General features: G+C 69.0%; 14 protein-coding genes. 5 read left to right on the top strand and 9 right to left on the bottom strand.

Translation table 11 applies throughout. From position 1 onward, the window contains the following. Nucleotides 1–98: 98 nt before the first annotated feature. The gene (locus ACS5PM_RS18715; RefSeq protein ID WP_439389185.1) at nucleotides 99–551 is read left to right on the top strand and encodes a CBS domain-containing protein; all 453 of its coding nucleotides are present in this window, start codon (nucleotides 99–101) and stop codon (nucleotides 549–551) included. 162 nt (nucleotides 552–713) lie between these two features. Here ACS5PM_RS18715 and ACS5PM_RS18710 read toward each other — a convergent pair whose 3' ends face one another. Continuing rightward, nucleotides 714–2,930, bottom strand: coding sequence for a putative bifunctional diguanylate cyclase/phosphodiesterase (locus tag ACS5PM_RS18710; protein WP_439389184.1), 2,217 nt, complete (start codon nucleotides 2,928–2,930; stop codon nucleotides 714–716). A gap of 219 nt (nucleotides 2,931–3,149) precedes the next feature. On the opposite strand from ACS5PM_RS18710, the gene aroC reads away from it, so the two are divergent. Then, a complete protein-coding gene (gene aroC / locus ACS5PM_RS18705) occupies nucleotides 3,150–4,250 on the top strand; it encodes a chorismate synthase (RefSeq protein ID WP_439389183.1) in 1,101 nt (366 codons plus the stop codon). A gap of 1 nt (nucleotide 4,251) precedes the next feature. On the opposite strand, the gene ACS5PM_RS18700 is transcribed toward aroC, so the two are convergent. Both ACS5PM_RS18700 and ACS5PM_RS18695 read right to left on the bottom strand, forming a co-directional pair. Next, nucleotides 4,252–7,485, bottom strand: coding sequence for an efflux RND transporter permease subunit (locus ACS5PM_RS18700; protein WP_439389182.1), 3,234 nt, complete (start codon nucleotides 7,483–7,485; stop codon nucleotides 4,252–4,254). 2 nt (nucleotides 7,486–7,487) lie between these two features. Further along, nucleotides 7,488–8,669, bottom strand: coding sequence for an efflux RND transporter periplasmic adaptor subunit (locus tag ACS5PM_RS18695; RefSeq protein WP_439389181.1), 1,182 nt, complete (start codon nucleotides 8,667–8,669; stop codon nucleotides 7,488–7,490). A gap of 323 nt (nucleotides 8,670–8,992) precedes the next feature. Here ACS5PM_RS18695 and ACS5PM_RS18690 point away from each other — a divergent pair, with 323 nt between their 5' ends. Both ACS5PM_RS18690 and ACS5PM_RS18685 read left to right on the top strand, forming a co-directional pair. Continuing rightward, nucleotides 8,993–10,168 carry an efflux RND transporter periplasmic adaptor subunit gene (locus ACS5PM_RS18690; protein WP_439389180.1) on the top strand — a complete coding sequence of 392 codons (1,176 nt, stop codon included), beginning with the start codon at nucleotides 8,993–8,995 and terminating at the stop codon, nucleotides 10,166–10,168. A 16-nt stretch (nucleotides 10,169–10,184) separates the two neighbouring features. Continuing rightward, entirely contained in the window at nucleotides 10,185–13,442 is a 3,258-nt protein-coding gene (locus ACS5PM_RS18685) for an efflux RND transporter permease subunit (protein ID WP_439389179.1), read from the top strand. A gap of 73 nt (nucleotides 13,443–13,515) precedes the next feature. Here ACS5PM_RS18685 and ACS5PM_RS18680 read toward each other — a convergent pair whose 3' ends face one another. Beyond that, nucleotides 13,516–14,988 carry a methyl-accepting chemotaxis protein gene (locus ACS5PM_RS18680; RefSeq protein ID WP_439389178.1) on the bottom strand — a complete coding sequence of 491 codons (1,473 nt, stop codon included), beginning with the start codon at nucleotides 14,986–14,988 and terminating at the stop codon, nucleotides 13,516–13,518. A 248-nt stretch (nucleotides 14,989–15,236) separates the two neighbouring features. Between ACS5PM_RS18680 and ACS5PM_RS18675 the strand changes: the two genes are divergently transcribed. Then, complete coding sequence (locus ACS5PM_RS18675; protein ID WP_439389177.1) at nucleotides 15,237–16,496, top strand: PQQ-dependent sugar dehydrogenase; 1,260 nt, start codon at nucleotides 15,237–15,239, stop codon at nucleotides 16,494–16,496. 7 nt (nucleotides 16,497–16,503) lie between these two features. Here the strand turns inward: ACS5PM_RS18675 and ACS5PM_RS18670 are convergent, their stop codons facing one another. The 5 genes from ACS5PM_RS18670 to ACS5PM_RS18650 form a co-directional block, all read right to left on the bottom strand. Further along, complete coding sequence (locus ACS5PM_RS18670; RefSeq protein ID WP_439389176.1) at nucleotides 16,504–18,930, bottom strand: penicillin acylase family protein; 2,427 nt, start codon at nucleotides 18,928–18,930, stop codon at nucleotides 16,504–16,506. A 155-nt stretch (nucleotides 18,931–19,085) separates the two neighbouring features. After that, nucleotides 19,086–20,348 carry an AGE family epimerase/isomerase gene (locus tag ACS5PM_RS18665; protein ID WP_439389175.1) on the bottom strand — a complete coding sequence of 421 codons (1,263 nt, stop codon included), beginning with the start codon at nucleotides 20,346–20,348 and terminating at the stop codon, nucleotides 19,086–19,088. Nucleotides 20,349–20,388: 40 nt separating this feature from the next. Then, nucleotides 20,389–21,465, bottom strand: coding sequence for an ABC transporter ATP-binding protein (locus ACS5PM_RS18660; RefSeq protein WP_439389174.1), 1,077 nt, complete (start codon nucleotides 21,463–21,465; stop codon nucleotides 20,389–20,391). Nucleotides 21,466–21,467: 2 nt separating this feature from the next. After that, nucleotides 21,468–22,328 carry a carbohydrate ABC transporter permease gene (locus ACS5PM_RS18655; protein WP_439389173.1) on the bottom strand — a complete coding sequence of 287 codons (861 nt, stop codon included), beginning with the start codon at nucleotides 22,326–22,328 and terminating at the stop codon, nucleotides 21,468–21,470. Beyond that, complete coding sequence (locus ACS5PM_RS18650; RefSeq protein WP_439389172.1) at nucleotides 22,325–23,206, bottom strand: carbohydrate ABC transporter permease; 882 nt, start codon at nucleotides 23,204–23,206, stop codon at nucleotides 22,325–22,327. Before ACS5PM_RS18650 ends, ACS5PM_RS18655 begins: the two co-directional genes overlap by 4 nt.

Here is a 23,206-nt window from a genome sequence, read left to right as displayed (position 1 = left end):
GGGCCACGATTGTGTGCTATGTTGATCCCGTGGGCAGCGTCCGCCCACGTCGTTGGGAGCCGGTTCCCGCACCGCAATTCGAGCCGAAGGAGACCACCATGAAAGTCAGCGACATCCTGCGTGTCAAGGGCAGTACCTTGTTCACCGTGTCACCGGAAAGTCTGCTGGCCGAGGCGGTGACGACGATGGCCGAGCACGACATCGGCTCCCTGGTGGTGATGACCCACGGCGACCTGGTCGGCATGCTGACCTTCCGCGAGGTCATCCGCGCGGTGGTCAGGAATGGCGGCGAGGTCGGCGCCACCATCGTCAACTCGGTCATGGACGACGCGCCACTGACCTGCACCCCCGAGACGGACATCAATGAAGTCCGCCGCATGATGCTCGGCCGCCACGCCCGCTACATGCCGGTGCTCGACGGGCGGACGCTGATGGGCGTGATCTCGTTCTACGACGTGGCCAAGTCGGTGGTCGAGGCCCAGGACTTCGAGAACCGCATGCTCAAGGCCTACATCCGCGACTGGCCGGTCGAGGAAGAAGCAGAGAAGTAGGCCCCCACGCCCCTTGCCAGGGGCTGCCCCCCGAGGGGGCTCGCGCAGCGGACCGGCAAAGCCGGATCCGCGCACGCCCTGGGAGGGTGCGGCGCTTCGCGCGCACGAACAAGACCGGAATCGAGCAGAGGAAGGGTGCAGCGCTTTGCGCGCACCGAGGATTCAGACTGCCGGTTGGTCCAGGGCGAGGAGGGTGGCGCGGCGCTTGTGGATCCAGTCGGTGGCGGCGTCGACCTCGAGCGGGCGGCAGAAGCGGAAGCCCTGCATGGCGTCGCAGCCCTGGGCGCGCAGGAAGCTGGCCTGCACGTCGGTCTCGACACCCTCGGCGATGGTCGTCAGTTGAAGGGCATGCGCCATCTGGACGATGGCCTGCACGATGGCCCGGTCGTCGGCGTCGGTGCCGATGTCGCGCACGAAGCTCTGGTCGATCTTCAGCGTGTGGATGCGGAAGCGCTTGAGGTAGTTGAGCGAAGAGTAGCCGGTGCCGAAGTCGTCGATCGACAGGCGCACGCCGAGCGCATGGAGCCGGTCCATCATCGCGATGGCCACCGTCGGGTTGCCGGTCGCCACGCTTTCGGTCAGCTCCAACTCCAGGCAGCCCGGCGGGAGGTCGGCTTCCTCCAGGATGGACTTGACCAGCTCCGGCAGGCCGGGGTCGCGGAACTGGATGGCTGACAGGTTGACCGCCACGACCAGGCCGGTCAGGCCGGACTCGCGCCAGGTCCTTGCCTGGCGGGCGGCGGTGCGCAGCACCCATTCGCCAATGGCCAGGATCTGGCCGCTGCTCTCGGCCAGGGGGATGAACTCGCCGGGCGACACCATGCCCAGTTCCGGGTGCTCCCACCGGACCAGGGCCTCCACCCCGATGACCGCTCCGCTGCGGGCGTCCAGCTGCGGCTGGTAGTGCAGCCGCAGTTCGCCCCGCTCGGCCGCGCGGCGCAGGGCGGCCTCGAGTTGCAGCTGCCGCACGGAGCGTTGCTGCATGCCGGCCGTGAAGAACTGGTAGGTGCCGCGGCCTTCGAGCTTGGCGCGGTACATGGCGGTGTCGGCGCAGCGCGTCAGCGCTTCGACGGTGTCGCCATCGACGGGGCAGGTCGCCACGCCGATCGAAAGGGTGAGGCTGAGTTCATGGTCGCCGACGAGACAGGGCTGGGCGACGCGCTCGAGCAACTTCGCGGCGACCTGGGCCGCCCCTTCAGGCTGGGTGCCGGGCAGCAGGACGGCGAATTCGTCCCCGCCCAGGCGGGCCACCAGGTCGCTTTCGCGCAGGTTGTCGCGCAGCCGGTGGGAGATCTCCAGCAGCACGCCGTCGCCGACGCGGTGGCCGAAGTTGTCGTTGATGTGGCGGAACTGGTTGACGTCGATGAACAGCAGGGCCAGCGGGTCGGACTGGCGCTGGGCGGTGGCCAGCGCGACGCGCAGCCGGTCTTCGAGCAGGTTGCGGTTCGGCAGCTCGGTGAGTGCGTCGAAGTGCGCCTGGCGCATCAGCTGCTGCTCGGCATCCTTGGAGCGGGTGATGTCGTTGACGATGCCGATGAGGTGCGTGCAGCGGCCCGAGGCATCGCGTCGGCGGCTGAGCGACACCCAGGCCGTGAAGGGCTCGCCGTTCTTGCGGTGGCTGCGCAATTCGCCTTGCCAGTGACCCGCGCGTAGCAGCGACCGGCGGATCCGGCGCGGCAGGCCGGCGTCCTCCAGGGCAGTGGTCAGCATGGCCGGATACTGGCCGACCAGCTCGTCCGCCTCGAAGCCGGTGATCGTGCCGAGCGCCTGGTTGACGGACACCACCACGCCGCGCGGGTCGGTGATCAGGATGCCTTCCCGGGCCTGTTCGAAGATCGCTGCCGCCAGGCGCATCTTGTCCTCGGCCTGCCGGCGAAGGGTGACGTCCCGGGCCTCGACCAGCACATGGGAGGGCAGCGCCGCCGCTGAACGAAGCGGACGCAGGCTCAGTTCCAGTCGCATGGGGCCGCCCTCGCCGTCGAGCTTGACCTCCACTTGCCGAGCATGACCCATGGCGGCGGCGTCGAGGGCTTCGCGCAAGGACGTCGCCCCCGCAGGATCGTCGGCCCACGCCTTCAGCTCCCAGAGCAATCGGCCCTGGAGCTCGGCGGCAGGCCCGAGCGACACGTCGCTGGAGGAACTGACGCGCAGGACGCGTCCCTGGCGCGAGACCAGCCCGATCAGATGCGGGCTCTGGTCGAGCATGGCCTGCACCAGCTGCAGATCCTCGCGGGTGGCCTGGGCGCGGCGCCGAACCTCTCGATAGGCCTGGCAGACCGTGGCCAGCGCACCGGTCGCGGCCGCGGCCGCGAGCGCGAGCCAGGGCCCGGCGGGAAACGCCAGCCACGAGGGCAGTGCTGAAAGAGCCGGGGAGGTCAAGGCAGGCGCCAGGGCAAACAGAAACGGTATGTCAGCACTGTGCCGAGGTTTGAGGGCGGCCAAGCCGCAGAGGCGGGCGGTAAAACGCTGTCATTTCACGCGCGAGGGGCCCTGATCGGGCACGGCGGGCGCGGCAGGTTCGCCGCAAAGGGGTCGATAAAATCCCGAGCTTCCGCCCGGCCGCGCGCTACGCTGGCCGGGCGCCTTGGAAGGGTCGAGATGTCCGGCAGCACTTTTGGCGAACTCTTCGCCGTCACCAATTTCGGCGAAAGCCACGGCCCGGCCATCGGCTGCGTGATCGACGGCTGCCCGCCCGGGATGGCCTTGTCAGAAGCGGACATCCAGCCGGACCTGGATCGGCGGCGGCCCGGCACCTCCCGGCACGTGACGCAGCGCAACGAGCCCGACGCGGTCGAAATCCTCTCAGGCGTCTATGAAGGCCGCACGACCGGCACCCCGATCTGCCTCCTGATCCGCAACACCGACCAGCGCAGCAAGGACTACGGCAACATCGCCCAGACCTTCCGCCCCGGGCACGCCGACTACACCTACTGGCACAAGTACGGCATCCGCGACCCGCGCGGCGGTGGCCGCTCCTCGGCCCGCCTGACCGCGCCCATGGTCGGCGCCGGCGCCGTGGCGAAGAAGTGGCTGCACGAGCAGTACGGCACCGTGATCCGCGGCTGCATGACAGCGTTGGGCGAGATCGAGATTCCGGTCGAGGACTGGGACCAGGTGCGCTCCAACCCCTTCTTCGCGGCCACCGCCAACGGCATCGCCGAGCTGGAGGAGTACATGGACGCCTTGCGCAAGGCCGGCGACTCGGTCGGTGCGCGCCTGCATGTCGAAGCCTCCGGGCTGCCGCCGGGTTGGGGCGCGCCGCTGTTCGACAAGCTGGATGCCGACATCGCCTACGCGATGATGGGCATCAACGCGGTCAAGGGGGTGGAGATAGGCGCCGGCTTCCAGGCGGTGCGCCAGCGGGGCAGCGAGCATGGGGACGAGCTGACGCCGGAAGGCTTCGCCAGCAATCACTCCGGCGGCGTGCTGGGCGGCATCTCCACCGGGCAGGACATCCGCGTGTCCATCGCCATCAAGCCGACCAGCTCCATCCGCACGCCGCGGCAGTCGATCGACCTGGCCGGGCAGCCGGCGACGGTCGAGACCTTCGGGCGCCACGATCCGTGCGTCGGCATCCGCGCCGCGCCCATCGCCGAGGCCATGCTGGCGCTGGTGCTGATGGACCACGCCCTGCGCCACCGTGCGCAATGCGGCGACGTCCAGGTCGCCACGCCGGTCATCCCGGCGCGGCGGCCCTGAATCAGACAGCGACCGGCTTGCGTTCCTTCGGCAGGCCGTCGTCCCGGCCGCCGCGGCCACGCAGCCGTTGCAGGGCCCAGCGGCCTGCACGCCAGATCAGGCGGACGAAGGTCAGGAAGGCCACGATCTCCAGCAAGGTCAGCAGGCCGGCCACGGCCGGGTTCCACCGCTCGCTGCGGCTCTGGAACTTCTCGACCAGGTGGTCGCGCTTGATCTCGATCGAGTCGTAGAAGCTCGGGATCACCAGCAGCGTCAGGAAGGTCGAGGTGATCACGCCGCCGATGATGGCCACGGCCATCGGGCGGTAGAACTCGCCTCCTTCGCCCACGCCTATGGCCACCGGCATCATGCCGGCGATCAGGGCGAAGGTCGTCATCAGGATGGGCCGCAGGCGCCGCTGGCCCGCCGCGATGAGCGCGTCCTCCCGGTCCATGCCCTCGGCCTCGCGCACCCGAGCGGCGTCGAGCAGCAGGATGGCGTTCTTCGCCACCAGGCCCACCAGCATGATGATGCCGATGAAGCTCATCAGGTTGAGCGTGCTCTTGGTGATCAGCAGGGCGATCACGACGCCGATGGCCGACAACGGCAGCGACATCATCACCGGCAGCGGCGCGGTGAACGAGCTGAACTGGACCACCAGCACCAGGTACATCAGCAGGATGCCCATCAGCAGCGCCGCGAACATGCGGCCGAAGACCTCCTGCTGGTCCTTCGAGGCACCGCCAAGCTCCAGGCCGTAGCCCGGCGGGTAGCTCATCGCCTTGGCGATCTTCATTGCATCGGCGGTCACTTCACCGGCCGCGCGGCCCTGGGCGTTGGCGGTGACGGCGATCATCCGCTTGCTGTCGATGTGCTGGATCTGCGAGGGGCCCTTGCCCATCGAGACGTTGGCGATCTGGTCCAGGGGCACGACGACGTTGCTGCCCGTCACCATGATGGGCAGCCGCTCGATGTTGCTGGCGTCGACGCGGTCGTCGGGGTGCAGGCGGACCGCCACGTCGCGCGTCTCGCCCGACGGATCAACCCAGTCGCCCACCTCGACGCCTGCGAACGCGACCCGCAGCGCCTGCGCCGCGTCGTTCACCGAGATGCCCAGGGCATTGGCCAGGCCGCGGTCGAGCTCGATCTTCAGTTCGTCCTGCGGATCCTGTTCCGACAGGCCCACATCCACCGCGCCGGGCACCTGTCTCAGCTTGGCCATGAACTCGTTGGTGATGGCCTGCAGCTTGCGCGAATCGGTGCCGTGGAAGCGGATCTGCACCGGCTTCTGCGCCCCGTTGCTCAGGTCGTCCAGCACCACGTACTCCGCCCCGACCAGGCGGGAGACCAGCGTGCGCAGGTCGGTCGCGATCTCGAAACCGGAGCGCTTGCGCTCGGTGCTCTTGCCGATGTCGACGTAGATGCGACCGCCGTTGGGATTGACGTAGGAGTTGGTGGCTTTCGCCTCCGGAAGCGTGCGGGCCAGCTGGGCCGCCGCCTCGAGCTTCATGCGCGAATACTCCAGGCTGCTCGAGGGCGGGGTGCGCACGTCTATGGCCAGGGTGCCGGCATCGCCGACGGGCAGGAAGCTGGTGCCGCCGAACTTGGCGAACAGGCCGGCGGCCAGGACGAGGCTGAGCAGCGTGAACAGGAACATCCAGATGCGGTGGTGCAGGGCCCATGCGATCACCTGACCGTAGCGATCGGCCTGGTGGTCGAACCAGGCGTTGAAGCGCTGCAGCACCCGGCTGATGCCGGTTCGCTCGGCGTGCTGGTGGCCCGGAGGGTCGCCCCAGTAGGCCGACAGCATCGGGTCGAGCGTGAAGCTGATGAACAGGCTCACCACCACCGAGGCCACCACCGTCAGCGCGAAGGGTCGGAACCACTCGCCCGAGATGCCGGGCATGAAGGCCACCGGCACGAACACCGCGACGATCGAGAAGGTCGTCGCCGCGACCGCCAGGCCGATCTCCGCCGTGCCGTTGAGCGCGGCCAGGCGGCGCGTTTCGCCCCGCTCCATGTGGCGGACGATGTTCTCGCGCACCACGATCGCATCGTCGATCAGCACTCCGATGGCGAGCGACAGGCCGAGCAGGGTCATGAAGTTCAGCGAGAAGCCGCAGGCCCAGACCGCGATGAAGGCCGCGATCACCGAGGTCGGCAGGCTCAACGCGGTGATCAGGGTCGACCGCCAGGAGTTCAGGAACAGGTAGACCACCAGGATCGTCAGGCCCGCACCGAAGATCAGGGCGTGCACGACGTTGTTGAGGCTGTTCTGGGCGTCCTTGCCGCCGTCCTGTGTCACCTCGAGCTTCGTGCCTTCGGGCAGCTCCTTGTTGACCTCGTCGACCAGCTTGCGCACCTCGTCCGCGATGCTCACGGTGCTGGCGTCGCGCGCGCGGGTGACCGAAAGGCCGACATTGGGACGGCCGTTGCGCACCGAGAAGCCGGTCAGCTCGGCGAATCCGTCGCGCACAGTGGCCACCTGGCCCAGGCGGACGATCTGTTCGCCGCGCCGCTGCACCACGATCTGCTCGAACTCGGCCGGATTCTCGATGCGCCCGACGAGGCGGATGCTCTGGTCCTCGAGGCTGCCTCGCACCTTGCCTACCGGTGCCGTGGCGTTCTGGCTGCGCAGCGCGGCGACGACCTCGGCCACCGAGACGTTGTAGGCGCGCAGCTTCTCGGCATGCAGCAAGACCGACAGCTCGCGGCGCAATGCTCCATTGACGTCCACCGTCGCGACGCCCGGAATCGCCCGGAAGCGATCGGCCAGCTGATCCTCGGCCAGGCGGGAGATCTCGGCGTGCGACTGCTGCGAGGCCGACAGGGCCAGCTGCATGATCGGCTGCGCGGACGGGTCGACCCGCCACAGCACCGGCTCGCGCATCTCGGTGGGCATCTTGTAGCGCACCGTGCCGATGGCGTTGCGGACCTCGTCCGCCGCGACGACCATGTTCTTGCTGAACTTGAAGATCATCACGATGCGGGCGTTGCCCTCGCTCGCCGTCGAGCGGACTTCGTCGACCCCGGTGATGCTCTGCAGCGCCTTCTCGACCCGGTTGATGATCTCGCGCTCGACGGTGTCGGGCGAGGCGCCGGGGTAGTCGATGCCGACCACCAGCACCGGCTGCTCCACATCGGGAATCTGGTTGACGCGCAGCTGGTTCAGCGCCATCAGGCCCAGGCACATCAGCGCGATGATGACGGCGATCATCGCCACCGGCCGCTTGATGCTGAAGTCGGACAGGAACATGTTCAGCTCCCCTTGGTGGCCGAGGCGGCGGAGGCGGGTGCCGGCGCGGCCGCACGCTCGACGTGCTGGCCATCGACCAGCGTGGCGCTCGGCTTGCGCAAAAGCTGATCGCCCTCGGCGAGACCGGCCAGGATCACCGTGTCGCCCGAGCGCTGGTCACGGTCGCCGAGCTTGACCGGCACCTTCTTCAACGTGCTGCCCTGGACCCGCCAGGCGAAGGCGTTGTCGCCTTCCCTGGTCAAGGTCGAATCCGGCAGCATCACGGCCTTCTGGCCGCCCGTGGCCACCAGGCCTTCGGCGTACAGGCCGGCGACCTTTGGCGGCTCGCTGCCGGGTTCGAAGGCGATGAGCACCTCCACCTGTCGGGTCGAGGCGTTGGCCGACACATCCACCCGCCGCACCTTGCCGCGAAACTCCTGCTGGCCGAATCCGTTGATCCGAAAGCTCACCGGCTGGCCGACCTGGAGCTCGCTCATCCGGTCGGAGGACACCAGGCCCTCGAAGCGCATGCTCGAAGGGTCTATCACCTTCAACAGCTCCTTGCCGACTTGCGCCGTGTCGCCGGCGGAGACCTTGCGGTCACTGATGACCCCGTCGAAAGGCGCGCGCACTTCGGTGCGTTGCAGCTGCTGGCGGGCCGAGACGACGCGGGACCGGGCCGCCACCAGATCGCTTTGCGCGTTGTTGCGCCGGACCTCGGCATCGTCGGTGGCCTGCATGGAACTCATGCCCTGGCCCTGGAGAGTCTTCAGCCGCTGGAAGGTGCGCTCCGCCTGGTCGGCCGACTGGCCGGCCGCGCGCGCGGCCTCCTCGGCGGAAGCCAGGCTGTCGCGGATGGCGGTGTCGTCGAGGCGGACCAGCAGCTCGCCCTTGCGCACAGGCTCGCCGTTGTCCTTCAAGGCCTGCAGCACGACCGCGGAAATCTCGGCCCTGAGGTCGGCGCGGCGCTCGGGCTGGATGGAGCCGGTGACGACCGGGCCCATGGCATGCAGGCCGCTGCTCACCGTGCGAATGTCCTCGGCCGCCAGCAGCAGGGTCGGGGCCGATGCAGCCGCGCCGGGCTTCGAGGCGGCCTGGGCCCCGTTGGTCTTGCTGCAGCCCGCCAGGGAGCCGGCCAGCACAACGGCCGACAGGGCCGCGACCATCAAACTAGGGGCAGGCCATGACGCACGACGACGCGACATCGGGGAGTCCTCCGGGCAGAATTTCGAATGATGAAGGGCCGTTGCCGGCCTGCAAAGCCGCGCGAGCTTATCGTGAACGGGGCACTGATAGACCCCCCTGCGACGAACTGCGGCCCGGCGGGGCCGAATGGCGGCGCGCTGACGCCGGTTGCGCGGCAACGGCCGGCTGAGAGGTCCGCGCAACGAGCTCCGCTCATCCGCACCGGGTGCATTTCGTCGTCGCGGCGATGCGCTTCGTCGCCAGCCGGCTGTGACCTGCAATCGTCACTTCTACACTGCGCACGCCTTTAGCAAAGCTGCAGAAACATTTCGCAGGAGAACGCATGAACAAGCGCTGGTGGATAGGGGGCGTGGTGGTCGCCGTGCTGGCAGTCGGCAGCACGGTGGCGGTCATGGCGGCCCGCAAGGGGGCCTCGGCCAGCGATGCCAAGCCCGAGGAGAAGGTGCTCGACTTCACCGCGAAGGAAGTGGTGGCCCCGAAGACCCAGCCGCTCGCCGGCACGGTCGAGTTCTCCGGACCTCTCGTCGCGCCCAACACCGCGGTCGTCCGGGCCAAGGCAGCGGGCACGCTGTTGAACCTGACGGTCCAGGAGGGCAGCCGCGTGACGGCGGGCCAGAGGCTGGGCACGGTCGACCTGGCCGATCTCACCGCGCGCCTGAACGAGCGGCAGGCCATGATGGAGGCGGCCCGGGCGCAGATGATCCAGGCCGAACGCACCCACGCCTCGAACCAGCGCCTGGCCGAGCAGTCCTTCATCTCGCCCAACGCCCTGGAATCCTCCAAGGCCGCGCTCGACAGCGCGCGCGCCAATCTCGCGGCCGCCCAGGCCCAGACCGAGACCGTGCGCATCAACCTGCGCGAGGCGGGTCTCGTCGCCCCGATCTCCGGCATCGTCTCCAAGCGCCATGTGGTGCCCGGCGAGAAGGTGGCACAGGAACAGCAGATCGTGACGATCGTCGACCTGACCAAGCTCGAGATGGCCGGCAGTGTGGGAACCCACGAGGTCGGCATGCTGCAAGCGGGCATGCCGGTCACGGTGCACGTGGAAGGGGTGACCGAGCCGGTGAAGGGCAATCTCGCGCGCATCGCGCCGGCGGCCGAGCCGGGTACCCGCTCCATCGGCGTGGCCATCGCCATCGGCAACCCCAAGGAGCAGCTGCGCGCCGGCCAGTACGCGCAGGCTCAGGTGGTGATGCAGGAAGGCTCCCCACGCCTGACCCTGCCGGTGGCCGCCATCGGCACCGCCTCGGGCCAGGAGTACGTCTGGACCATAGAGGAGGGCAAGCTGCTGCGCCGTGCCGTGACCACCGGCCGGCGCGACGAGGCCAAGGGCCTGGTCGAGGTCAAGGATGGCGTCAAGCCGCAGGCCCAGGTGCTCGCCATGCGCTTCGACAATCTGCGCGAAGGCGCGCCGGCTCGCGTGGTCGCCCCGGCCACCGCGGCTTCGGCGCCGAAGCCGAGCTCCGCGCTGGCCAGCGTCGCCACCGCTTCGAACTGACAGCAGGGGGTTCGTCATGTGGATCACCCGAGTCTCGATCAACAACCCGGTCTTCGCGACCATGGTGATGGTCGCGCTGTGCGTGCTGGGCTTGTTCTCGTACAGCAAGCTCGGCGTCGAGCAGATGCCCGACATCACGCTGCCCGGCGCCTGGATCGACGTCCGCTACCCGGGCGCCTCGCCGGAGGCGGTGGAGCGCGAAGTGGCCAAGCCGCTGGAGGAGGCGATCAACTCCATCGCCGGGGTCGACCGCGTCCAGTCGCGCAGCTTCGAAGGCCGCGTGCAGGCCAGCGTCGAGTTCACGCTCAACACCGACATGAGCCGGGCCATGCAGGACCTGCGCGACCGCATCGCGCTGGCCCAGGCCCGCTTCCCGAAGGACGTGAAGCCGCCTTCGGTCTCCCGCTTCCAGGCCGACAATGCCCAGCCGGTCGTCGTGATGGCGCTGATGAGCAAGACGCGCACGCAGCGCGAACTCTCGACGCTCGCCGAGCTGACCGTCGCCAAGCGCCTGGCGCGCGTGGATGGCGTGGCCACGGTCGACGTCGGCGGCCTGGTCTCGCGCGAAGTGCGCATCGACCTGGATCCGCTGCGGCTGCGGGCCTATGGCGTGACGCCGGCCGAGATCTCCGCCGCGCTCGCCGCCGCCAACGAGGACCAGCCGGTGGGGCTGGTCTCCGACAAGGTGTCCGACGCCATCCTGCGCGTCGAGGGCCGCGTCAAGGACCCGAAGCAGTTCGCCAGCATCGTCGTGGCCCACCGCGGCAACCTCGTGCTGACGCTGGCCGACCTGGGCACGCTGGTCGAGCGTGAGCGGGAGCCGGATTCGATTGCGCGCACCAACGGCGCGCCGGCCATCAGCCTGAACGTCTTCAAGCAGCAGGACGCCAACATCGTCGCCACCGGCAACGCCGTGAAGGAGGCGATGGAAGAGCTGCGCAAGCAGCTGCCGCCCGACATCCAGCTCAACCTGATCTACGCCTCGAGCGACTTCGTCAAGAGCTCGCTGGAGGGTCTGCGCCACACGCTGATCGAGGGCGCGCTGCTGACGGTGGCCATCGTGTTCCTGTTCCTGCACAGCTGGCGCTCGACCATCATCACCGGCCTGACGCTGCCGATCGCCGTCATCTCCAGCTTCATCGCCGTCTATGCCTTCGGCTTCACGCTGAACTTCATGACGATGATGGCGCTGAGCCTTTGCATAGGCCTGCTGATCGACGATGCGATCGTGGTGCGCGAGAACATCGTGCGCCACGTCGGCATGGGCAAGGATCACCACCGGGCGGCGGAGGACGGCACCAACGAGATCGGCCTGGCGGTGATGGCCACGACCTTCGCCATCTGCGCGGTGTTCGTGCCGGTGGCCTTCATGGGCGGCATCATCGGCAAGTTCTTCTACCCCTTCGGCATCACCGTCGCGGTGGCCGTGATCGTCAGCCTGTTCGTCAGCTTCACGCTGGACCCGATGCTGTCCAGCATCTGGCGCGACCCGCCGAGCGAGAAGCTGCGCCACCTGCCGGTCATCGGCCACATGATCCGCTTCACCGATCGCAGCATGGACGTGCTGCACCGGGTCTACGAGCGCTTGATCATGTGGGCCTTCTCGGGCCGCCGCTACCGGGTCTTCGTGCCGCCCATCCCGGCGTACGGCCACACCTTCGATGGCGAAGGGCAGCGCGACAAGCAAAGCCGCCGCGTGCTGCGCTTTGCCACGCTGACGCCGCGCGGGGTGATCCTGTGGGGCGGGGTGCTGAGCTTCGTCGGTGCGCTGATGCTGGCGCCTTTCGTCGGCAGCGAGTTCGTGCCGCAGACCGACCAGGGCTTCACCCAGCTGAACCTGCGCTTCCCGGTGGCCTCCAGCCTGGAGCGCGGCAACGACAAGGTGTTGCAGGTCGAATCCATCCTCGCCAGGTACCCCGAGATCAAGACCGTGCAGACGGTGGTGGGGTCGACCGGTGAAGGGCTCGCGACCGGCCGCAACCAGGCCGCGCTCAACATCGCGCTGGTCGACCGCAGCGAGCGCAAGCGCACCCAGAAGCAGATCGAGGACTCCATCCGCGCCGACATCGCCAACATCCCGGGCCTGGAGGCCAGCGTCGGCTTCGACAAGCCGATCTGGATCACCATCCTCGGAGCCGATGGCGAGCAGCTCACCGCCGTGGCCAAGGAGTTCGCCGAGAAGCTGAAGAAGATCAAGGGTGCGGTGGACGTCGACACGACGGTCAAGCCCGGCCTGCCGGCCTTTGCCGTGCGCCTGAAGGACTCAGCGATCCGCGAACTCGGCCTGACCGGCCCGCAGGTGGCTTCGTCATTGCGTGCCTACGTCAACGGCGAGGTGGCGACCTACTGGACGACGCCGGACGGCAACCAGGTCGAGGTGCTGCTGCGCCTGCCGCAAGGCCAGCGCGAGCGCATCGACCAGATGAGCAAGCTGCCGGTGGCCTTCGCCAAGGACGGCTCGCCCATCGCGCTCGATCAGGTCGCGACCATCCAGGAGGTCTTCAACCCCGAGGTGATCCGCCGCCAGAACCTGCAGCGCCGCGAGGCGGTCTATGCCGGCGTCGAAGGCCGCCCGTCGGGCGACGTCAATGCCGACGTGCAGAAGCTGATCAAGGAGACCCGCCTGCCGCCCGGCGTGAGCTTCATGGTCGATGGGTCCGGCAAGCAGCAGGCCGAGGCCTTCAACGGGTTGCTGAGCGCGATGGGCCTGGCCGTGATCTTCATCTACATCGTGCTGGCCAGCCAGTTCGGCAGCTTCCTGCAGCCGATAGCGATCATGGCCTCGCTGCCGCTGGCGCTGATCGGCGTGATGCTGGCGCTGCTGCTGTGGCGCTCGACGCTGAACGTGTTCTCGATGATCGGCCTGGTGATGCTGATGGGCCTGGTGACCAAGAACGCCATCCTGCTGGTGGACTTCGCCAACCATGCCCGCAAGGCCGGCGCGTCGGTGCGCGATGCCCTGCTGCAGGCCGGCCAGATCCGCATGCGGCCGATCATGATGACCACCGCGGCGATGGTGTTCGGCATGCTGCCGATGGCGATCGCCCTCAACGACGGCGGTGAGATCCAGGCGCCCATGGGACGGGCCATCATCGGCGGCGTGATCACCTCGACCTTGCTGACGCTGGTGGTGGTGCCGGTGCTCTACAGCTACCTGGTGCGCAAGCCCAAGGGCAAGCCGGCCGTCCAGGCGGTGCACCACGTCGATGAGGCCGAAGCGCAGACCCCGGCCCTGCCTTCCGGCGGCCCGCTCGGGGCACCGGCCGATCGCTGAGCCTTCGTCTCGACAACGAAGAAGGCGGGGCCTCGAGCCCCGCTTTGCATTGGCCGGCGGACGGCGGCCTTGGTCAGCCCGCCAATGCCGCGGTCACGCGGCCGGTGGAGGTGTAGATGCCGCAGCCGACCAGCAGCTGGTCGCTGATGGCCACGACGTAGCTCGCCTTGGGCTGAACCTTGCCGGTGACCTGGTTGATGATGCTGTACTCGACCCAGTGGTTGCCGGTGGTGGCCTCCCAGGATTCGCGGGCGAAGCGGTCGCCGTCGATGCCGGGCACCTCGTGCACGCGCTTGCCTTCCATCGCGGGCTTGGCGCCATGGACGTGGTAGCGCCCCTCGCGGTCGGTCACGAAGATGTACAGGTCGCGGTCGAGGAAGCCGCCGCCGGCCTGCCGAAAGACCTGGGCCGCGGCCTGCAGGCCCCGCTCGCGGATCAGCGCGGCGGCCTTGTCCACCATCGCACGGGCCTCGTCGGCGCTGCCCTGGCGCAGGCGGATGGAGGCGACCGCGTCGCTCAGCATGGTGGCCCGGGTCACCAGCTCGCCGGATGCGCGCGAAGACTCGTCGACCATGGTCGCGTTCTGGTGGGTGATCTCGTCGAGCGTCCCGACGCTGCGCGAGACCTCCGCGAGGCTGGTGGACTGCTGAGTGCTGGCCTGCGCGATGCCGCGCAGCTTGTCCGACACGTCCCGCACGCCGGTCACGACGGCGTCGAGCGCGCTGTTGGTGCGCTGGATGCGGCCCACCGAGTGTTCGACCTGGTCGGTGGACTGGCCGATCAGCTGGCGGATCTCGGCGGCCGCCGAGCCGCTGCGCTGGGCCAGTTGGCGCACCTCGGTGGCGACCACCGCGAAGCCACGGCCGGCCTCGCCGGCGCGTGCTGCCTCCACGGCCGCATTCAGGGCCAGGATGTTGGTCTGGAAGGCGATCCCGTCGATCACGCCGATGATCTCGGCCACGCGGCGTGAGCTCTCCTCAAGCTTGCTCATCGACTGCACGGTCTCGCGCATGGCGGAGCCGCCGGTTTCGGCCTGGTCGCGCAGCTGCGTGGTGAGCTGGTCCAGGGCGTGCGCCGCCGCGGCATTGGTGGCGACCGCATCGCTGAGCTGGCCGACCGTGGCGACGGTCTCGCGAAGGTTCTGGGCCTGCGTTTCGGTGCGCTCGGACAGGGCTTCTCCGCTGCTGGCCAGTTGCTTGCCGGCGATGCCGACCCGCACGGCGCTGCTGCGGATCTCGGCCACCATGACCGACAGGCCCTCGCTCATGCGCTCGACGACCTGGCCGATGCGGGCCAGTTCGTCCTGGCCCTCGACCTGCACCTTGTGCGCGAGGTCACCTGCGGCTATGGCGGTCACGCCGCTTCGCAGCACGTCGAGCGAGCGGCCGAAGCTCGAATGGAACGCGATGCCGAGGTAGACCAGCAGCGCCACGGCGCCGCCCGAAAGGGAAAGCTCGATCCAAAGCTCATGCGAGATCGCGGCCCAGCCCAACGGCAGCAACGTCAGGCCCAGCATCGCACCCAGCAGCCCGATCTTGGCGGACATGCCCAGCCGTTGCATCAGGCGAATGGCTGGACGCAAGACGAAATGGCCCTTGGAAGGCATACGGTGAATCTCCCGAGGGGCGGGCGCAAGGGCACCGTGCCCCTCCCGTTCACTCCTCACTCGGTATATCTTCGGCTGGGTGAAGCGCGGCGAAAGGGCGAAAAGGCGCGTGTTCAGCGGGCAGATCTGCCAAGGTTTGCACGGTCCAGGCCACCGGCCGGTCCCGAACGACAACGAGGAGACTCTCGATGAAGCCTTTGCACCCCCTCCTTCGGGCTCTGGCGGCGGTCGCCGTCCTGCTCGCCGCGGAACCGGCGTCGGCCCTCGAAGGTCGGGTCGTCGTGACGGGCCTGTCCCAGCCGCTGCTGGTCACCGCCCCGAAAGGCGACCGGCGCCTGTTCGTGGTGGAAAAGACCGGCATGATCCGGCTGGTTCGCGGCGACCGCATCACCACCTTCCTGGATTTGTCGGATCGCGTCGCCCTCGATGGCGAGCGGGGGCTGCTGGGCATGGCCTTCGATCCGCACTACGCCATCAACGGCCGCTTCTACGTCGACTACGTGGACAAGGTCACCTTGCAGACGCGCATCGAGCGTTACACCGTCTCGCCGCCCGATGCGAACCGGGCCGACCGCCGCAGCCGGCAGAAGATCATCGTCATCGACCAGCCGCCGTACCCCAACCACAAGGGTGGCTGGCTCGCTTTCCGGCCGGGCCAGCCCAGGAATCTGTGGATAGGCATGGGCGACGGCGGCAGTGCCAACGACCCCGGCAACCGCGCGCAGGACGGCCAGGTGCTGCTGGGCAAGCTGCTGCGGCTGGACGTTAGCGGGTCGACCGGCGGCTACGAGATCCCGCGCGACAACCCCTTCGTCGGTTCGAAGGATGTGCGGCCGGAGATCTGGGCGCTGGGCCTGCGCAACCCCTTCCGGGCCAGCTTCGACCGCGAGACGGGCGCCCTGTGGATCGGCGACGTGGGGCAATACACCCGTGAGGAGATCGACTTCGAGCGCCCGAACGATCCCGGGGGCCACAACTACGGCTGGCGCCTGCGCGAAGGCAGGATCAGGAACCCCAATGGCGTCGGCGGGAGCGACAAGGGCATGACCGACCCGGTCTACGACTACCCGCACTCGGGCCATCCGAACAGCCTGGGCGATTGCGTCATAGGCGGCTACGTCTACCACGGGCCGTCCATCCCCCAGGCCGACGGACGCTACTTCTTCGGCGATTGCGTGAGCGACCGGGCGTTCTCGTTCTCGTTCAACGAGCACGGCAAGCCGATCGAGCTTCAGGAAGTGACGGCCGCACTGCTGGGAGGCAGCGGCCTGTCGACGCTGAGCTCCTTCGGGGAGGACGGCCGCGGTCGGCTGTACGTGGTCGGGCAGAGCGGCGTGGTGGTGGTGATGTGCCCCTCGGGTGGCGTGCAGCGCCGGCCGGCGCCCGATCTTGGCGACGGCGCCGGGCCGAAGGTGCACGTGTCGGTGGCCGACCCGTGCGGCCCCTGATGCCGCCTCAGGGCGGCGTGAGCGTCAAGATGCTCCTGGCGTGGGTGGCCACATCAGCCTCGTCCAGGTGCTGTGGCCGCGAGCCGCCGTTCATGTAGAGCTGCGCCTGGTCGGCATAGTGGCTGTCGCCCCAGACGCCGCTCTGGCCGACCGGGTTGATGCCCCGGGCCGCGCCGGGCTGCGCGAAGTCGATCACGCGCCGGGTGGAAGGCCCGTAGGTCACCGGGATCGGCACGCCGCTCAAGGGGCCATTCATGTTGTTGGGCGTCTCGCGCCCGCCGGGCGCGGCGAAGGGACCGACGTTGAACACCTTGTCCAGCGGCGGCTGCTTGCCCAGCGGGTGCTCGTGGGTCAGGCGGTGGGCGCGCCCCCACGTCCAGCCCGCGGGGTCTTCGCCCAGCGTGGCCTTGAGCTGGGCGATGCTGGCGCGCCAGGCGGCGGCCACGATCTCGCCCCGGGTCTCCTTCACAGCGGTCGTCTCGCGGCGATCCCACCAGGGGGACGCGGCGTCGGCAGCCAGGCGGGGCAGTGCGTGTTCCAGCGCACGGGTGCGGCGCAGCACCTGGTAGGCGTCGTCGCCCAGCTCGTCGGCCAGCGTTTCACGGGCCAGGTCGAACAGGAACTGGTTGAACACGGTCGGCGCCACCGCGTCGAGCGGGTGATCGCCACGCCAGGTGGCCAACTGGTCGACGAGCGCGGCCTCGCCCGGGCCGGTGGCCGCCAGGCGCAGCTCGGCGAGCAAGGGCGCCAGCAAGCGCGGTCCGTAGCCCGTCTGAGTGTCGAGCTGAAGAGCCTGCATGGCCGCGGCATCCCAGCCGCTGGCCTTGGCGGCGAGCTGCTGGTCCAGCCGCTGGGCGCGGTCCCAGAGGTTGTAGTAGCCCGGGACAGGCTCGGCACCGGCCGGCTGGTGGTTGGCCGAGACGATGTAGCCGCGCGCCGGGTTCTCCTCGTGCGGGTTCTCGGCGAACGGGCGGAAGCCGGTCTTGTCTGCCTCGGCACTGCCGCCGTCGAGCACGAAGCTCGGGTTCACGCCGGGCGGGCGGATCGGCAGCTTGGCGGCGGCCCACCAGCCGATGTCGCCGGCGGCATTGGCCCACACCACGTTCAGGCCGGGCGCGTGGACCAGGCTGGAGGCCTCACGCGCCTTGTCCAGCGTGTCGGCGCGATCCAGCCGGTAGAAAGCTTCGAGCACCGGGTTCTCGGTCTCGAGAAAGGCCCACCACATGGCCACCGGTTGGGTGCCTCCGAGGGCGCCCAGCGCATCGTTGACGATCGGGCCGTGCGGCGAGCGACGCAGCGTGACCGTGACCGGTGTCTGGCCCTTGACCGCGATGGTCTCCTGCCGCTCGACCAGGTCCACCCATTGGCCGTTGGCCCAGACCTGCTTCGCGTTGGCCGGGTTGACCTTCTCGGCGATCAGGTCGAGGTCGTCGTTCTGGAACATCGTCAGACTCCAGCCGAAGCGCTGGTTGTGGCCGACGAGCGCGAAGGGGTTGAGCGCCTGGTGCAGGCCGTAGAGCTCGAAGCCCGGCGCGGACAGGTGCGCCTCGTACCAGACCGCCGGCACGGAGAAGGCGATGTGCGGGTCGCCGGCGAGCAACGGCCTGCCGTTCGCGGCACGCGAGCCGCTGATGGCCCAGGCGTTGCTGCCTTCGTACATCGGCACGCCGGCCAGGTCCAGCGCCTGCTGGCTCAGCAGGGCCAGGCGATCCAGCCCGGCGCGCGTAGGCTCGCTCAGCGCGGACACGCCGCTGGCCGCAGAGGCCGGCGCCGCCGGCTGACCTTGTGCCACGCCCTGCGGATACCAGGCCAGGTCGAAGATTTTCAGGTAGTCGGGGCCGAGCTGGTCGCGGATCCTCGTGAGGGCCGGCTCCGTGCGGAAGGCCGCCGCGAAGCTGTAGGCGAGGTAGCCACCGACGCTGAGGGTGTCGGCCACCGTGAAGGGCCGCTTGGGAATGCGCAGCAGCGCGAACTCGATGGGAGCGGGGTGCTCGGCCTGGAACTGGTTGATGCCGTCGAGGTAGGCCTGCAGTGCCTGCGTGGCGGGGGCGAGCGGATCCAGCTTGGCCGCCACGCGATCGGCCTGCTCGCGGATGGCCAGGCCGCGGAAGAGGCGGTCGGTCTCGAGGAGCTTGGGCCCCAGGACCTCGGCCAGCTCGCCGCGCGAGAGCCGGCGCAGGATCTCCATCTGGAACAGCCGGTCCTGGGCATGCACGTAGCCCAGCGCACGGTAGAGGTCAGGCTCGCTTTCGGCCCGGATGTGCGGCACGCCCCACTCGTCGTAGCGCACCTGGACCGCCGCCGCCAGGCCCTTCAGCGGCAAGGTGCCGGAGCGCTGCGGCAACCTGGCCTGCCACATCAGACCCGCCCCGAGGCCGGCGACGAGCAGCAGGACGAACAGGACGAGCGCAAGGCGCTTCAGGGCACGTTTCATGGGCGGAGGACGGCAGCGGCTGAAGAATGCCCCCAGGGCCGGGCCGCTATCCCGGCCCGCCCCCCGAGGGGGTTCGAACAGCCCGGCGGAGCCGGACCTGTTCGAGGCCGGATTCTGCCGCCGCCGGACGCGGCCCTGGCGAGCCCGCCTGGGCGTCAGGCGGCGGGGCCGTTGAGCCGTTCGAGCGCCGCGAGCGACTCGTAGCACGCACCCATGTTGTGGTAGTCGACCTTGCCGGCCGGACTCTTCTCGTCGGTCAGCTTGCGGTTGTCGTGGGTGAGGATGCGGAACCAGGCGCCGTACTGGTGGTCGACGAAATGCTCCCAGGCGTAGCCCCAGAGGCGGTCGTACCAGTCCCAGTAGTGGCCCTCGTGGGTGCGCTCGGCGAGCGCGGCGGCGGCCGCCAGCGACTCGGCCTGCACCCAGTGGTACTTGTCGCCGTCGCACACGCGCATGTGGGTGTCGGTGGCCGGGTCGCCCTCGGGCGCGAAGCCGTACACCAGGCCGCCGTGGTGGCGGTCCCAGCCGTGCTGCACGGCGGAGGCGAAGAGGTCGCGCGCGCGGTGCAGCATCCAGCTGTCCTCGGGCACCTCGGGCGTCAGGCGCTCCAGCGTCAGCAGCAGCTTGGCCCATTCGGTCAGGTGGCCCGTCTGGAAGCCCCAGGGACGGAAGATGTTGCTGCGGTCGTGGCGGTTGTAGTTCCAGTCGGGGGTCCAGTCGGCCTGGTAGTGCTCCCAGACGAGGCCGTGCGACTGCGCGGCCAGGCGATGCGCCACCGACTGCGCCAGTGTGGTGGCGCGGCGCAGGCAGAAGGCGTCGCCGGTGGCCTCGTAGGCGGCCAGCATCGCCTCGCAGGCGTGCATGTTGGCGTTCTGGCCGCGGTAGGGCCGCACCAGCCAGTCGGCCGTGGCCTCGTCGGCGTACAGGCCGGCTTCGGGCTCCCAGAAGCGCTTCTCCATCAGGCCCATGGTCGCGTCCAGTCCGGCGCGGGCTTCGGTGATGCCGGCCTGCAGCGCGTGGGCATGGGCCAGCAGGACGAAGGCCAGGCCGTAGCAGTGCTGGGTCGAGTCGATCACCTGCTTCTTGCCGCCCTCCCAGTGCAGCAGCCAGGTGTAGCCGCCTGATTCCGGGTCCTTGTGGACCTCTTCGACGAAGGCGTAGGCGTGGCGGGCGGCTTCCAGCCAGGCGGCAGCCCGCGGATGCGTGGGGAAGTGCCGCGCCGCCATGGCGAAGGTGTAGACGTAGCGGGTGCTGCTGACCAGGTGCCGGGTGTGCCGGTCGTAGACGGTGCCGTCGTCGCGGAAGAAGTGGTACAGGCCGCCGGACGGATCCACCGCCCGCTCGTCATAGAAGGCCATGGCCTGCAGCACTTGTTCGCGCAGGAATTCGGCGCTGCGAAAGTCCGGGACGTGTCTCATGCACCGATGCTACGCCGCGGACTTGCGCACTGCAGCAACCCTATGCAACGCGTTGGTCATCGGCATCGAACAGGTGCGCCGACGCACCACGCCAGGCCAGCGCCACGGCTTCGCCCACCTGCTGCGCCACCTTTCCGGGCACGCGCGCCGTCCAGGTGCCCAGGGGCGTGTCGACCATGGCGTAGGTCTCCGGGCCGGTCGGCTCGATCATGGCCAGGGTGCCGGGCAGGGCACCCGCCTCGCCGGCGCCGGCCAGCGTCAGGTCCTCGGGACGGACGCCGTAGCTGAGCGGCGAGCCCGTGGCGCGCTCCAGGGCTGCGCGCTGCTCGGGCGTGGCGGGCAAGGGCAGGCCCAGCGCGTTGAGGCCGTTGTCGCCGCCGCGTTGCGCTTGCACGAAGTTCATGGCCGGCGAGCCGATGAACTCGGCCACGAAGCGCGTGGCCGGGCGGCTGTAGATGTCGTCCGGCGTGCCGAATTGCTCCACCCGGCCGTCACGCATCACCGCGATGCGGTCGCCCAGGGTCATCGCCTCGACCTGGTCATGGGTGACGTAGACCGTCGTGGTTCGCGTGCGCTGGTGCAGGCGCTTGATCTCGGCGCGCATCTCCACCCGCAGCTTGGCGTCCAGGTTGGACAGGGGCTCGTCGAAGAGGAACAGCTTGGGGTCGCGCGCCAGGGCCCGCCCCATGGCCACGCGCTGGCGCTGGCCGCCGGAGAGCTGGCCGGGCTTGCGCTCCAGCAGGTGCGAGATCTGCAGCATCTTCGCGACGCGATCGACCGCCGCGCCGCGCTCGGCCTTGGGCACCTTGCGCATCTCCAGCCCGAAGGCGATGTTCTGCGCCACGCTCATGTTGGGATAGAGCGCATAGCTCTGGAACACCATCGCGATGTCGCGGTCGCGGCTGGGCAGGTGCGTCACGTCGCGATCGCCTATCCGGATGCTGCCGCTGGTCGGCACGTCCAGCCCCGCGATCATGTTCAGCAGCGTGGACTTGCCGCAGCCCGACGCACCGACCAGGATGAGGAACTCGCCGCCCTCGATCTCGATGTCTATGCCCTTGAGGATCTCCACCGGCCCGAAGGCCTTGCGGACTTGTTGGATCGAAAGCGCGCCCATGTTCACCCTTTGACGGCGCCGGCGGTGAGCCCGCGCACGAAGTACTTGCCTGCGACGATGTAGACGAAGAGCGTGGGCAGGGCGGCGATCATCGCGGCCGCCATGTCCACGTTGTATTCCTTGACGGTGCTGGAGGTGTTGGCCAGGTTGTTCAGGCCCACCGTGATCGGCTTGGAATCGGCGCCCGAGAACACGACGCCATAGAGGAAGTCGTTCCAGATCTGGGTGAACTGCCAGATCAGCGTCACCACCAGAATGGGCGTCGACAGCGGCAGCACGATGCGCCGGAAGATCTGCCAGAAGCCCGCGCCGTCCAGCATCGCGGCCTTGATCAGTTCATCCGGCAGGCCGACGTAGTAGTTGCGGAAGAACAGCGTCGTGCTCGGGATGCCCGCCAGCACATGCACCAGCACCAGGCCCCACACCGAAGAGGCCAGGCCCAGCCAGCCGAGCACCTGGCTCATCGGCAGCAGCACCACCTGCATGGGCATGAAGACGCCGAACAGGATCAGCGCGAACATCAGCTCGCTGCCGGGGAAGCGCCACTTGCTCAGCACGTAGCCGTTGAGCGAGCCGAGCAGGGTGGACACGGCCACCGCCGGCACGACCATCATCAGCGAGTTCAGGAAGTAGGGCTGCAGACCGCTGCAGTCGGTGCCGGTGCAGGCCTCGGACCAGGCCTTGACCCACGCCGCGAGACTGGGGCTGGCCGGCAGCGCGAGCAGCGTGCCCTCGCGGATCTCGTCCATGCTCTTGAGCGAGGTCGAAACCATCACGTACAGCGGCGTGAGGAAGACAAGGGCGAAGAGGCCGAGCGCGCCGAACAGCACGAGCCGATGCCAGGAGAGTGCGCGGCCGTTCATCGCTTGGCCCTCAGTTCCGAATAGAGATAGGGCACGACGATGGCGGCGACGGTCGCCAGCATCATCGTGGCGCTGGCCGCGCCCAGGCCGATCTGGCCTCGAGAGAAGGCCATCGTGTACATGAAGGTCGCCGGCAGGTCGGTGGCATAGCCGGGCCCGCCGGCGGTCAGCGCCATCACCAGGTCGAAGCTCTTGACGGCCAGGTGACTCACCACCATCAGCGTCGAGAAGAACACCGGCCGCAGCGAAGGCACCAGGATGCGCCAGTAGATGCGCGGCAGGCTGGCGCCGTCGACCTGGGCCGCCTTGACGATGCTCTCGTCGATGCCGCGCAGGCCGGCCAGGAACAGCGCCATGACGAAGCCGGCGCTTTGCCAGACGCCCGCGATCACGACGCAGTAGATCGCCATGTCTGGATCGACCAGCCAGCCGAACTCGAAATCCTCGAAGCCCCAGCTCTGCACCAGGTGCTCCAAGCCCAGGCCGGGGTTGAGGATCCACTTCCACGCCGTGCCGGTGACGATGAACGACAGCGCCATCGGGTAGAGGTAGATGGTGCGCAGCAGGCCTTCGGCGCGCACCTTCTGGTCCAGCAGGATGGCCATCAGCAGGCCCAGCGCCATCGCGCCGCCGATGAACAGGCCGCCGAAGAGGCCCAGGTTCTTCAGCGCCACCCACCAGCGCTCGCTGTCCCACAGGGTGGCGTACTGGGCCAGGCCGGCGAACTCGTAGTTCGGCAGCAGGCGCGAGGCGGAAACCGAGAGGTAGCCGTTCCAGGCCATCAGGCCGTAGATGAACAGGAACGACAGCACGAAGGACGGCGCGACCACCAGCCGGGGCAGCCAGGAGGAGCGCAGGGCCGGGGCCGCGGTGCTCAT

It is taken from the genome of Ideonella flava, assembly GCF_051857595.1.
Taxonomy (GTDB): Bacteria; Pseudomonadota; Gammaproteobacteria; order Burkholderiales; family Burkholderiaceae_C; genus Ideonella.
Note: the sequence above shows the minus strand (reverse complement) of the source record. Positions and strands in the feature narration are given on the sequence as shown.

What these genes read in the sequence shown, in the direction of transcription:
- ACS5PM_RS18660 (WP_439389174.1), bottom strand. Translation starts at nt 21,465, where the DNA reads ATGGGCGCGCTTTCGATCCAACAAGTCCGCAAGGCCTTCGGGCCGGTG.
- aroC (WP_439389183.1), top strand. Translation starts at nt 3,150, where the DNA reads ATGTCCGGCAGCACTTTTGGCGAACTCTTCGCCGTCACCAATTTCGGC.
- ACS5PM_RS18675 (WP_439389177.1), top strand. Translation starts at nt 15,237, where the DNA reads ATGAAGCCTTTGCACCCCCTCCTTCGGGCTCTGGCGGCGGTCGCCGTC.
- ACS5PM_RS18700 (WP_439389182.1), bottom strand. Translation starts at nt 7,485, where the DNA reads ATGTTCCTGTCCGACTTCAGCATCAAGCGGCCGGTGGCGATGATCGCC.
- ACS5PM_RS18650 (WP_439389172.1), bottom strand. Translation starts at nt 23,206, where the DNA reads ATGAGCACCGCGGCCCCGGCCCTGCGCTCCTCCTGGCTGCCCCGGCTG.
- ACS5PM_RS18685 (WP_439389179.1), top strand. Translation starts at nt 10,185, where the DNA reads ATGTGGATCACCCGAGTCTCGATCAACAACCCGGTCTTCGCGACCATG.
- ACS5PM_RS18695 (WP_439389181.1), bottom strand. Translation starts at nt 8,669, where the DNA reads ATGTCGCGTCGTCGTGCGTCATGGCCTGCCCCTAGTTTGATGGTCGCG.
- ACS5PM_RS18690 (WP_439389180.1), top strand. Translation starts at nt 8,993, where the DNA reads ATGAACAAGCGCTGGTGGATAGGGGGCGTGGTGGTCGCCGTGCTGGCA.
- ACS5PM_RS18680 (WP_439389178.1), bottom strand. Translation starts at nt 14,988, where the DNA reads ATGTCCGCCAAGATCGGGCTGCTGGGTGCGATGCTGGGCCTGACGTTG.
- ACS5PM_RS18665 (WP_439389175.1), bottom strand. Translation starts at nt 20,348, where the DNA reads ATGAGACACGTCCCGGACTTTCGCAGCGCCGAATTCCTGCGCGAACAA.
- ACS5PM_RS18655 (WP_439389173.1), bottom strand. Translation starts at nt 22,328, where the DNA reads ATGAACGGCCGCGCACTCTCCTGGCATCGGCTCGTGCTGTTCGGCGCG.
- ACS5PM_RS18715 (WP_439389185.1), top strand. Translation starts at nt 99, where the DNA reads ATGAAAGTCAGCGACATCCTGCGTGTCAAGGGCAGTACCTTGTTCACC.
- ACS5PM_RS18670 (WP_439389176.1), bottom strand. Translation starts at nt 18,930, where the DNA reads ATGAAACGTGCCCTGAAGCGCCTTGCGCTCGTCCTGTTCGTCCTGCTG.